At 42.5% G+C, this 12632-nt stretch carries 10 protein-coding genes; all 10 read right to left on the bottom strand.

Features of this window, described 5'->3' with window-relative positions:
• Positions 1-139: 139 nt before the first annotated feature.
• Positions 140-1651: a 2-isopropylmalate synthase gene (locus HZA08_01280; GenBank protein ID MBI5192055.1), complete on the bottom strand. Its 1512-nt coding sequence runs from the start codon at positions 1649-1651 to the stop codon at positions 140-142.
• Positions 1644-2423, bottom strand: coding sequence for a CDP-diacylglycerol--serine O-phosphatidyltransferase (gene pssA, locus HZA08_01275; protein ID MBI5192054.1), 780 nt, complete (start codon positions 2421-2423; stop codon positions 1644-1646). The genes HZA08_01280 and pssA overlap by 8 nt, the downstream gene beginning before the upstream one ends.
• Positions 2423-3067 carry a phosphatidylserine decarboxylase family protein gene (locus HZA08_01270; protein MBI5192053.1) on the bottom strand — a complete coding sequence of 215 codons (645 nt, stop codon included), beginning with the start codon at positions 3065-3067 and terminating at the stop codon, positions 2423-2425. Before HZA08_01270 ends, pssA begins: the two co-directional genes overlap by 1 nt.
• Complete coding sequence (locus HZA08_01265; GenBank protein MBI5192052.1) at positions 3043-3219, bottom strand: hypothetical protein; 177 nt, start codon at positions 3217-3219, stop codon at positions 3043-3045. The genes HZA08_01270 and HZA08_01265 overlap by 25 nt, the downstream gene beginning before the upstream one ends.
• A gap of 328 nt (positions 3220-3547) precedes the next feature.
• A complete protein-coding gene (gene ilvC / locus HZA08_01260) occupies positions 3548-4561 on the bottom strand; it encodes a ketol-acid reductoisomerase (GenBank protein MBI5192051.1) in 1014 nt (337 codons plus the stop codon).
• An 84-nt stretch (positions 4562-4645) separates the two neighbouring features.
• Entirely contained in the window at positions 4646-5167 is a 522-nt protein-coding gene (gene ilvN, locus HZA08_01255; protein ID MBI5192050.1) for an acetolactate synthase small subunit, read from the bottom strand.
• Between the two features lie 114 nt (positions 5168-5281).
• On the bottom strand, positions 5282-7048 hold the full coding sequence (ilvB, locus tag HZA08_01250; GenBank protein MBI5192049.1) for a biosynthetic-type acetolactate synthase large subunit: 1767 nt from the start codon (positions 7046-7048) through the stop codon (positions 5282-5284).
• 179 nt (positions 7049-7227) lie between these two features.
• Positions 7228-10761 (bottom strand): PAS domain-containing protein, encoded by a 3534-nt coding sequence (locus tag HZA08_01245; protein MBI5192048.1) that lies wholly within the window; start codon positions 10759-10761, stop codon positions 7228-7230.
• Positions 10762-11108: 347 nt separating this feature from the next.
• Positions 11109-12059, bottom strand: coding sequence for a HEAT repeat domain-containing protein (locus HZA08_01240; GenBank protein MBI5192047.1), 951 nt, complete (start codon positions 12057-12059; stop codon positions 11109-11111).
• A 124-nt stretch (positions 12060-12183) separates the two neighbouring features.
• Positions 12184-12630, bottom strand: a complete 447-nt coding sequence (locus HZA08_01235) for a hypothetical protein (GenBank protein ID MBI5192046.1) — start codon at positions 12628-12630, stop codon at positions 12184-12186.
• Positions 12631-12632: the final 2 nt, after the last annotated feature.

The following is a 12632-nucleotide window of genomic DNA, read 5'->3' as shown; positions in this document are numbered from 1 at the left end:
TGACAGTTCATCCGAAAATCAACCCCATCCCCACCCTACCCCTCCCCTTGAAGGGGAGGGAATCAACGTAGCCCCCTCCCCCTCAGGGAGAGGCTCCGGGTGAGGGGGCCTTTACTATTCACCATTCACTAATCACGATTCACTGCTTTTTCCTGCTCTCCATCCTGTTCAGTCCATTCAGATATGCCTTTGCACTGGCTATTATAATATCTGTGTCTGCACCCTGGCCGACTACTGTTCTTCCATTTTCTTCAAGTCTTACTGTAACTTCGCCGAGTGCGTCTGTCCCGCCTGTTATAGCTTTGACTTCATAAGACAACAGGATGCTGTTTGTCTTTACCATCTCTTTTATAGTCCTGTAGGTGGCGTCTACCGGCCCGTCTCCGGACGATTTGTTCGTAACACTCCTGCCGTCTATCTCAAGTTCAACCATTGCCGCAGGGGTTACATTACTGCCGCTTTCCACATGTAAATTTTTCAATACAAATCTCTCAGGTATCCGGTAAACCTCCTCAGTTACAATTGCGTCCAAATCTTCCTCAAAGACCTCTTTCTTCTGGTCAGCAAGCTTCTTGAATCGTTCAAACGCCTTGTTTATCTCATCCTCTGAGATGTTGTATCCCATCTCCACGAGTTTATTCTTGAATGCGTGCCTGCCTGAATGTTTTCCAAGCACTAATTTGTGCTCAGATATTCCAACAGATTCAGGCGTCATTATCTCATAGGTCCTTTTATCTTTCAACAGCCCGTCCTGATGGATTCCGGACTCATGGGCAAAGGCATTAGCCCCGACGATCGCCTTATTCGGCTGAACAACCATGCCGGTTATTGTGCTCACAAGTCTGCTTGATTTATAAATCTCCTGCGTAGTAATACCGGTGTCCGCACTAAAATATTGTCCCCTCGTCTTTAAGGCCATAACAACCTCTTCCATAGAGGCATTGCCGGCCCTCTCTCCAATACCATTTATAGTACACTCCACCTGACCTGCCCCTGCAAGGACAGCGGATAAGGAATTTGCAACTGCAAGCCCCAGATCATTATGGCAATGAACACTTATCACCGCCTTATCAACATTGGGAACTCTGTTCATTATACTGCCGATTAATTCACCAAACTCATCAGGGAGTGCATAGCCGACAGTATCCGGTATATTTATAGTGGATGCACCTGCATTAATGGCCGCTTCCACCACCCTGCACAGAAAATCTATATCACTCCTTGAGGCGTCCTCTGCAGAAAATTCCACATCATCTGTAAACTGTCTCGCAAGTCTGACCGCAGCAACAGCGGCTTCGATAACCTCCTCACGGCTCATCCTAAGTTTCTGTTGTATATGTATCTCAGATGTTGCAATAAATGTATGTATCCTTGAACGTTCAGCAATCTTTACCGCCTCGGCCGCACGCTCTATATCTTCTTTTCTCGCCCTTGCAAGCCCTGCAATCACAGGCCCTTTTACATCCCCTGCAATGAGTCTTACCGCATCAAAATCATCTTCTGATGCAATTGGAAAACCTGCCTCAATTATATCTACATTAAGCCTGGCCAGTTGTCTTGCAACTGTAAGCTTTTCCTCCTTATTCATACTGGCGCCGGGACACTGTTCCCCGTCTCTCAGTGTGGTATCAAATATCTTAATTCTACGCAACTTTCCCTTCCCCCTTATGATGCACCTTATGACGAATAGCCTTTATCAACGGCAGAAGAACCCTCTCTGAAGGCCCTAATGATGCATATAAAGCAAAGATTACAAACAGCATTATCTGCGGTTCTGCAATTATAATAATAATTACAAGAACTGCTGCAACAAGGGCAGACACAGACTTCTTTTCTCCAAGGTGAACATTTTTGAAACTCCGGTACCCTATTGTGCTCACCATAAGGTATGCAAGGATGTAAGTCATAAGAAGCACTACAATCGGCCTTACCTCGTTACCCATCTCAAGTATATGGCTATCAAAAATAACTGTGGTAGCTATGAGACCGGCTGCCGCTGGAATTGGTAATCCCGTAAAATAATTGCTTGCAGAACTTGTTGCCTGTGTATTGAACCTTGCAAGCCTGATAGCCCCGCATGCTACAAACAGGAACACTGCAAGCCATCCTATCTTGCCGTAACCGTTTAATGCCCATGAATAAATCAACAGACCGGGCGCAACGCCGAATGAAACAAGGTCAGCAAGGGAATCAAGCTCAATACCGAAACGGCTGGTTGAATTTGTAAGTCTCGCTATCTTGCCGTCAAAGCTGTCAAACAACATCCCTAAGAGAATGGCCCATGCAGCAAGCGTGTAGTCGGACTTCTGAATCCCTATAATTGCATAGAAACCGCAAAACAGGTTTGCCAAAGTAAGCAGGCTTGGTATGATAAACACACCTATCTTTTGATTTTGGGGATTTTGGGGATTAGTATTTTCCATTATTTCAGTGCCGCGAGAATACTCTCGCCTCCTTTCACCTTTTGTCCTATTGATACCTTAATATCAGCAGTCTCAGGCAGATACACATCCACCCTTGACCCGAACCTTATTAATCCGAACCGCTCTCCCCTTTCAACACGTTGACCGGTTTTGAGACGGCAGACGATCCTCCTTGCAATCAATCCTGCTATCTGTATAAAAAGTACCTTCTCCCCTTTCTCAGTCTCCATTACAACGGCATTCTGCTCATTCTCAAGGGATGCCTTATCTAAATTGGCAGATACAAATTTCCCGGGATTGTAGAGTATATCAACTATCTTTCCTTTGCACGGTATCCTGTTCACATGGACATTAAAGACATTCATGAATATGCTTATCTTCACCATCTTCTTTTTCAGAACACGGTCAACTTCGCCTTTCTTTATTACAATGATCTTACCGTCCGCAGGAGAGACAACCAAATTTTTCCCGGTCGGAATACTCCGCTGAGGATTACGGAAAAACCATACTATAAAAAGAAAAAGCAGAGAAGAAATAATGCCGGGTATCAACCATCCCGGAAGAAAGAGCAAAATGGATATAACCCCGGAAATAATTACAAAAGGCACCCCTTCTGCTGCTAACGGGGCACTGTTACGATCCATTTATTGTTTTCATCCTCCTGATTGAACTCACTCGAAAATCCTTCCGGCGGGGTAAGAAAACCCCGCCTATCCATATCTATGAGGATAGGCGGGACATTCTTGTCCCGTTGATTTTCATTGCCATTCGTGAACCCTGGTTCATGTGAGTTCATCCGAAAATCAACCCCATCCCCACCCTACCCCTCCCCTTGAAGGGGAGGGAATCAACGTAGCCCCCTCTCCCTCAGGGAGAGGGTTAGGGTGAGGGTGGGGTTTTCATTGCCCTTTGTGATCGCCCCGCTCATGGGAGTTCATCCGAAAATCACCATAGCTCACCCTCCCCCTAACCCCCTCCCGTCAAGGGAGGGGGGATAAACTTAGTACCCTCTCCCTTGAGCATATTCTATGTACCCGCTCCCCCCAGGGTAAGGAATCTCTCTTATGTCTCCCCTCCCCTTGCGGGAGGGGATTAAGGGGAGGGGGGGCTTTTTGCGTTATCCGTTAGTTCTTATCCTTATCCACCAGTTTATCCTTTGATAGCCATGACATCATGGAACGTAGGTTTGCACCTACTTTTTCAATAGGATGCCCCTGTCCTCGCTTTGTAAGGGCATTGAACACAGGCTTGTTGGCCTTGTTTTCCAGCATCCATTCCTTTGCAAAGTGTCCGCTCTGTATTTCTTCAAGTATCCGTTTCATCTCTTTCTTGGTCTCAGCATTTACGACCCTAGGCCCGCGGGTTAAATCCCCGTACTGTGCGGTGTTGCTTATTGAATACCTCATGTTGGATATACCGCCCTGATAAATCAGGTCAACTATAAGTTTCAGCTCATGCAGGCACTCGAAATATGCCATCTCAGGCGAATACCCTGCCTCAGTGAGTGTCTCGTATCCTGCCATAATCAGTGCAGTCGCACCGCCGCAAAGAACAGCCTGTTCACCGAATAAATCCGTCTCTGTCTCTTCCCTGAAGTTTGTTTCAATAATCCCTGCCCTGCCGCCGCCAATGGCGGATGCATAAGCAAGTGCAACATCTTTTGTCTTCTTTGACGGGTCCTGATGAACAGCAATCAGTGCAGGTACACCGCTCCCCTTTGTATACTCATGCCTTACCAGATGACCCGGTCCTTTCGGCGCCGCCATAAATACATTTATTGAGGCATCCGGGACAATCTGCCCGAAGTGGATATTAAATCCGTGAGCAAAACAAAGGTATGCACCTTTCTTCAGATTAGGGCCTATCTCCTCCCTGTAAAGGTCACCCTGTAACTCATCAGGCACAAGTATCATCACAACATCAGCAAGCCTGACCGCCTCTGCAACTGAGAGAACCTCGAAACCGGCAGACTCAGCCTTTTTCCACGAACTGCCCCTCCGTAAACCGATTACAACATCAACACCGGAATCCCTCAGGTTATTTGAATGTGCATGCCCCTGACTCCCATATCCGATAATAGCAACCTTCTTATCCGTAATATGCTTTAATTCAATATCCTTGTCATAAAAAATATTCATTCATTCCCCCTTAGTGTTTATTATCAGTACAATCTTCTTACTTCTAATTTCTTGCTTCTTACTTCTGCTCTATGCTCATCCCTATTACGCTCTTACCTTCTTCAACTCCTGCATGGCGGTCTGTTTCATGTCTTCCCTTGCTATTGCTATCTTTCCTGTCCTGACGATCTCTTTTATGCCGAGTGGGCGGAGCAGGTTTATGATTGCCTCTATCTTATTCTCATCACCCGTAATCTCAACAGTATATGTTGATGGTGTAGAATCAACGACCCTTGCCCTGAATATTTCTGTAATCCTTAATGCCTCGCTCCTGTCCTCCGGCCTGCTTGTGTGTATCTTGATCAGTGCTGCCTCCCTTACAATATAATCCTTCTCAGAAAGGTCAATGACCTTTATAACATCAATCAGCTTATTCAGGTGCTTGATTATCTGCTCTATGATCCGATCATCACCCATAGTCACAACTGTAATCTGAGATGTAGAAGAATCAAGTGTCGTGCCGACTGATATACTCTCGATATTAAACCCCCTGCCGCTGAACAGCCCAGCCACCCTTGAAAGCACACCGAATTTATTTTCTACTAAAATGCTTATTATATGCTGCATAAGAATTGTGTCTCCTGATTCATCGAAGAATAAACCCCATCCCCACCCTAACCCTCCCCTTGAAGGGGAGGGAATTCTTTTTTTTACTGCTTCCTGCTACCTGCTTACTGTTTGTCATGCCGGCAGCACCGAGTTTTTCTTCTCTTTCTTAGCCGCTGTCTTGTCTTTTACACTCTTTGCAGATTCTCCGAAGATCATCTCTGAGTTCGCTGCGCCCGCCGGTACCATTGGAAATACGTTTTCTCCGGGGTCTACTATGAAATCCATCAGCACAGGCCCATCTGTGTTAATCGCCTCTTTAATTATCCCTTCTACTTCCGATGGATTAGTTGCCCTCAAGCCTTTAATACTGTATGCCTCAGCAAGTTTTACATAGTCCGGCATATCTTTTATAATGCTGCCTGAATAATGCTGATTAAAGAATAACTCCTGCCACTGCCTCACCATTCCAAGAGAACCATTATTTATGATAACTATCTTTATTGGTAATTTGTTTACAGCAATAGTTGCGAGTTCCTGAACATTCATCTGGAAACTGCCGTCCCCTGCAACATTGAATACAAGTTTATCCGGACACGCAAACTGTGCGCCAATAGCAGCAGGAAGACCGAATCCCATTGTCCCCAACCCGCCTGAAGTAATGGATGTCCTCGGTCTGTCATATTTGAAAAACTGGGCTACCCACATCTGATGTTGTCCCACATCTGATGCCACAATTGCATCACCGCCTGAAAGCTCATATATCTTTTCTATAACGTACTGTGGTTTTATCACCTTATTACTCTTTTTATATGAAAGCGGGTGCCCCTTCTCCCATTCTTTTATCTGTGAATACCACGGATCTCTTTCCCTTATTAACTGGTTCCGGTTTTCTTCCAGTGTCTTAAGCTCCTTATTTAATTCCACAAGGACATTTCTCACATCACCAACAATAGGAATATCAACATGGATATTCTTTCTTATGTTTGTGGGGTCAATGTCTATATGAATAAACTTAGCCTTTGGCGCAAACTCGCTTACCTTGCCGGTAACACGGTCATCAAACCGTGACCCTATGGCAATAACAAGGTCTGCATCATGCACACTCATGTTTGCCGCATAAGTACCATGCATCCCAAGCATTCCAAGAAACAGAGGATGCGTACCCGGAAACCCGCCAAGCCCCATTAGCGTGAGGGTAACAGGTATCCTGTTTAACTCTGCAAGTTCTTTCAGCTCTCCAGATGCATTTGAGAGGATAACGCCGCCGCCGGCATATATTACCGGCCGTTTTGCCCTCAGGATTGCCTGAGCTGCCTGCTTAATCTGCCATTTATTACCGTAATAAGTCGGATTATAACTCCGCATTGAGACCTTTTCAGGATACTCGAAATCAGTCCTTGCACCTGAAATATCTTTTGGTAAATCAATAAGTACAGGACCGGGCCGGCCTGTACTTGCAATATAAAATGCCTCTTTAATCGTCTTTGCAAGCTCATCAACACTCTTTACAAGAAAATTATATTTTGTGCACGGCCTTGTTATTCCGACAATATCCGCCTCCTGGAATGCATCATTACCGATCATCCTTGTTGCAACCTGACCTGTAATAACTATAAGCGGAATAGAATCCATGTGGGCATTGGCAATACCGGTAACTGTATTCGTTGCACCGGGCCCTGATGTAACAAGGGCGACCCCTGGTTTCCCCTTTGCGCGTGCATAACCATCAGCCGCATGGGCCGCGCCCTGTTCATGGCGTGTTAATATAAATTTGAGATTCTTTTCGTTATAAAGGACATCAAATATCTGCAGGACAACTCCGCCGGGCATTCCAAATACAGTATCAACGCCTTCCTTTTTTAACGACTCTATAAGTATCTCTGCCCCGCTCATTTTCATGTTGTTCCCCAATTTTGGCCCCTATTATGGCCCCTTTAAAATTGCTACATACTAACACAATTGCTCAATGAGCGTCAACAGATGGAATGAGTTAATTATGTTCCGAAAATAACCCCATCCCCACCCTAACCCTCCCCTTAATCCCCTCCCGCAAGGGGAGGGGAAATATGAGGCTAAGGTTATTCCTTAATCTGCGATGTTATTGAATTCAATGCATCACTGACCTTCTTATAAAGGAGTGTTGGCGAGATAGGTTTAGGGATAAAGTCACAACCATATTCATGGATTTTGTTCATATTATCCATCTCTAATGTATACCCGCTTGTAAATATAGCCTTTAATTCAGGCCTTGACTTAATTATCTCTTCATAAGCATCCAGACCACCCTTGTGCGGCATAACAATATCAAAAAATAACAGATGAATAGAATCTTTGTTTTCCATAAACTTAATTAATGCATCTTCTCCGTCAACTGCCTCAATCACTGTATAACCGAATTCCCTCAGTGCATTTGCAGTTACCTTTCTTACCTCCTCCTCATCCTCTGCGAGGAGTATTAGCATCTTTTTCCCTTTTTGAATCATTACCTCAGAAAATCCTTTTTTCTCAGTTAACAACTTTGTAATGGGAATATATATACTGAATGTCGTTCCTGTACCCGGCACACTATTTACATCAATAAAACCATTATGCTGTTTAACTATGCCGGATACTATGGATAACCCAAGCCCTGTCCCCTTACCTACCTCTTTTGTTGTATAAAAAGGGTCAAACATCTTCTGCATAACATCTTCGCTTACGCCGGTTCCAGTGTCAGAAAACAATATTGATGCATAATCTCCTGACTCACCATATCCGTGTTTCTCTATATATTTGTCATCAAGGGCTGTGAGACTTGTCCTGATAGTTAATGTCCCGCCTGCAGGCATGGCATCTATAGAATTTGTGGCAAGGTTTAAGAGTACCTGCTCTATCTGTGCAAAATCAGCCTTCACCATAAGTTCTTTTTCATGCAGTATTGAGTTTATAGTAATATCCTCACCAATAATTCTTGATAACATCTTTTCTGAGCTCTTAACAATCTCATTCAGATTATAAATACCTACATTCATATATTGTCTTCTGCTGAAGGTGAGGAGTCCCTGAGTCAGGTTAGCTGCCCTTTCACAGAGAGTAAGTATATTGCTGATATTCTTGTTCAACAGTTCATCATCTCCACGCTTCATTCGCAGGATGGTGCCATAACCTATTATTGCGGTAAGTATATTATTAAAGTCATGTGCAATACCACCGGCGAGCCGTCCAATAGCCTCAGTCTTTTGGGCCTGTATAAGCTGTTCTTCAAGGCTCTTATTTAGTGTAATGTCTTCTATAAGTCCATCAATAAAGGTTATCCCATTTTCATCCTTTTTTAAGACTGCTGAGATAGATGCCCAGAATCTCCTGCCTTTTAATGTTATACACTCAACTTCAAGATTTTTAATAAAACCTTTCTGTGATAATTTTTCTATAAGCTCTGCATAAGTTTTTTTATTGTAGACTAATTCTTCTGCATTATGGATTAAAAGCTCATCTTCAGATTCCGCCTCTGCCAGTCTGATTGCCCCCTGATTTACCTCTGTGAACCGGCCGTCAAGCGTATGTCTGTAAACCCCAACATCAAGGCTGTTCACAAGCCCTTCATACCTCTGCTGTAATTCTGAACGTAAATCCTCTGTATGCTTACGCTGGAAAATAGGACCAAGCTGAGATGCAACAGCCCAGATTATACTGATAAGCTGTCTGTCCTCTTCCCGTACATTGGACACAAAGAATACAATGACAGCGAGGACATCTTCACCGGCTATAATCGGAACGCCGAGGCTTGCTTTAATACCGGCCTTTAAAGCGAGGTCCGGTCTTAGAAACCCAGTGTTATTTATGGTTACATCCCTGATCCATTCCGGTTTGTTCGTTAACCAGACACGTCCCGGCAGTCCTGTCCCCTTTGAAAAAGTATACTGTTTACTTGCATCACAGAAACTTTTCAACCTGTTGTCTTTTCCGTAACAGATGGAACCGTATTCCAATAAGGTCCCTTCTTGATTTGGGAACCAAACCTCACCAAAGACCCACCCTGTAAACTCGCATACCCTTGCGAGTACCTCCCTGAGGGCAGAATCGAAGTCTTCTGATTTTCCGATTGAAATAGAAATGTTTTTGAGAAGATTGATCTCATTTTCCATAAGCTTACGTTCAGTTATATCTGTAGAGATACCGCAAGTTCCATAAGGGAATCCATAAGAATCAAATATTGGCACTTTAATAGATAAGTAGTAATGAAGCCCATCATCGTGTGGGGCTATCTCTTCAAACTGAAGCGGCTGTTTGACATTCAAGACCTCGACATCATTCGCTTTAAATGCAGATGCAATATCTTCAGGGAATATGTCAAAATCTGTTTTTCCTTTAATATATTCCTTTGTTATATGAAACAGCTCTTCATATCTTTTATTTATAAGTATGTACCTACCCTCCCTGTCCTTAAGATATATAACCGCAGTGGAATTATCTATGATTACCCTGATCTGCCCCTCATTTTCTTCAAGTAATTTAGTCCGCTCTTTTATATCCCTTGCCATCCTGTTGATGGAAGAAGAAACAATACCTATTTCATCACTTGTAACCACAGGAATCCGAATATCGTAGTTCCCTTGTGCAATGTCTTCCGCTGCTGTGTATACCTTTCGAAGAGGAATTACAAATTTTTTAAAGATATATAACAGAACCATGAGTATTATGCTAACAACAACCCCTCCGCTGGTAATGGCACTTTTACGCATAATTGAAAGTGGTGCAAAGGTCTCGCTTGTATCAGTCTCAATTAATAAAACCCACTTCAACTTAGGCACGCACATGGATGCACCGGCAACCTCTATCCCGCGGTAGTCTTTATAGAAGCCTGTAAACTCCTTATTTGAATTCAAACATAATTCAATAGGAAGAGAATTAACCTTTTGTTTTAATACTGCGTCTTTTATAAACCTTGACTCTGTTATCATGTACCTATCTTTGTTTGCAAGATAGATTTCCATTGTCTTGTGTCTTCCAAGTGTTGATGATATGGCACCGAATTTTCTGCTTAACTCTCCGGAAAGGACATCATTAAGTTCTGATAAAGTAATAAAATTAACCAGGATGCCAATGGTCCCATTATTAATATTGCTCTTAATAGGTGCAGTTACTGCAAGTTCAGGAAGGCCATTGGAGACATGAAAATTCTCAGAAATATTTAAACCTTCTCTTCCTTTTATGAAGTATTCCTCATTTGATACATCAAGCCCCATAGAGGAAAAATCAGTTGCCGCAACAATCTTTCCATCAGTTGAAATAATATTTATCCGGCTTAAAGTTTCATCAACAGGTTTCTTATATAAAAGAAGGTGACGGTTCAATGCAAATCGTGCATCCTTGTCGCCCTTCTTTATTTTAAGTAACGAGTCTCTTATGTATCCGTCAGTAGAGAAGTCATAAGCCCTTCTCCTCGACATCTCAAGGAAGTTATACACCTGCCCTTCAACACCTTCTGCTATTACCGTCATCTCCCGCAGTATACCTTCCTTAAGATTCTCTTTGTTCTTGTAATAGTCAAAGACAAAGCTGACGACTACAGGAAGCAGTATTATCAGGATAGCAATAACAGACTTTTGTAAAAGTGTGGAGGGAAATTTCATATACTGATAGACCCAGATTATTTTAAAGCATGATTTTAAATGGATAGGGTTTAAAAAGCAAGAAAGGTTTAAGGTAACCGTTCACAGTTGACAGTTTACAGTTAAGGGTTAAGAAAAATATAAAAGTAAGAGGTATTTTCTAATAGTGATGCGAAAGAACTCATTCAAGAATTGAAGTCAATTTCAAAAATGCTCCAAGCGTTACATAACTCGTTGAAAAACCGTGAACCGTAAACTGATAACTGTGAACGGTTACGGTTTAAGACGGTTGATGGTTGATGGTTTATGAGGAATGAGTAACACGGGAGACGCTCCCCATTTAGAAAAGGTGGGTAGTGGGGATTTGATTAATGCTCTTCATCCATACCATCTGTGATATTCAAATCCTCTTCCTCTTGGGGAGGTGCGGAATTTTCTTCGGAAATACCTCTTAATATCTCTCTTGCTGCATCCTGGACAGACGGGTCAGGGTCATTCAGTGCATGCCTTGCCACCTCTTCAATGTTCTCACTACCGCCAAGTATCTGAAGGGCCTCAAGCCTTACCTGCGGAGATGGGTCATGAAGAACATGTTCTACAATAGCCTCATTCGGTATGTCTATACCCATTCCCAATACTGCAATCCTCATCTGAGGGTCTTCATGATTAAATGCTATATTTACCAATTGATCCACCGGGATCAGAGGCCCAAAATTGCTGAGTGTGTCCATAGCTGCAAGCCGGACAGACTGATTGGGATCTTTAAGTAAATTTAATAGAGCCGGAATACTCGCAGGGTCCTGATTATTAACATTCTGAATTTCTCTTAACTTTAGATTCTGGTTAAAAACCGTGTCATTAGGTCTATCTGAAACTTCTTTTGGAGGCTGGTAAGTATATGTCTCTTGTCTGGAAGCAATCTCTCTGAAAGGGGCGCCTCCACCCCCTTTTTTATCATTTGAGAATATCCATGCCTCTTTTAGTCTGACTGGGTTTGAATTGCCATTAACTATGTCTTTTGATGAGAATACAAAGGCAAAATTGTATTTATCTAATATCTTCTTTAAAAGGTCATCAATTGCAGCATCACTAATATCTACTGTAATAATTTCAGATGAAAGGCTTGTATCCCCATATACCTTTATCCCGGTTTGTGTTGTAATTTCCTGGAGGAGTTTTAAAAGTGATACATCTGTTGCCTTAACAGTGTATAAGTTATTGTTAGTTTTTAGAAAAACATTACTATTGCTTGTTGCCCCTTCTGCCGAATGAGCAAAAGATATACCTGCAACAATAATTAATATGTAAAACCTTAGCAAACATCTGCTTGTTATTTTATAGATTAAACACACATTTAATCCACTGTATTTTCCTTACTAAATACATCTCATGGAAACCATACCGCATAGTTTAGGTCATTTGCCGCATAATATTATTACTAAACTAAGGAATAACTAACGGACATGTTGACATCCAAGTCCTTGTAGCGAGTAAGATCGTTTTATTTGCACCGATATTAAGAGTTTTACTGCAACCAGTACCAATAACCCCATCTTTATCATACAATTTTACATTTATACTAAGAGGCAGCAGATTATCTGTGTTAGTTATATTAATTAGTGTGTCGCCAATAATAACACTTCCTTGAATAACTATTCCCCAAGGAGTTGTAAATTCACCGACTCCTGTAGAACCTGATGATAAAGGGAAGTTTATAGATGGCCTTAGTGTATCTAAGTGATTCAAGATAACCATTCCAACCGGCGCACAAGGTCCATTGCAGGTAAATTCAAGGCTGCCTACACGTCTTGTAACTGCATGACTATCAACAGACCACAATGAAACTAATAAAACAAATATACTAAACAATAAAATCTTTTTCTTTTTCATAT

Source organism: Nitrospirota bacterium (assembly GCA_016212215.1).
Lineage (GTDB): Bacteria > Nitrospirota > 9FT-COMBO-42-15 > HDB-SIOI813 > HDB-SIOI813 > JACRGV01.
The sequence above is the reverse complement of the archived record's forward strand: the minus strand, read 5'-3'. Positions and strand labels throughout refer to the sequence as shown.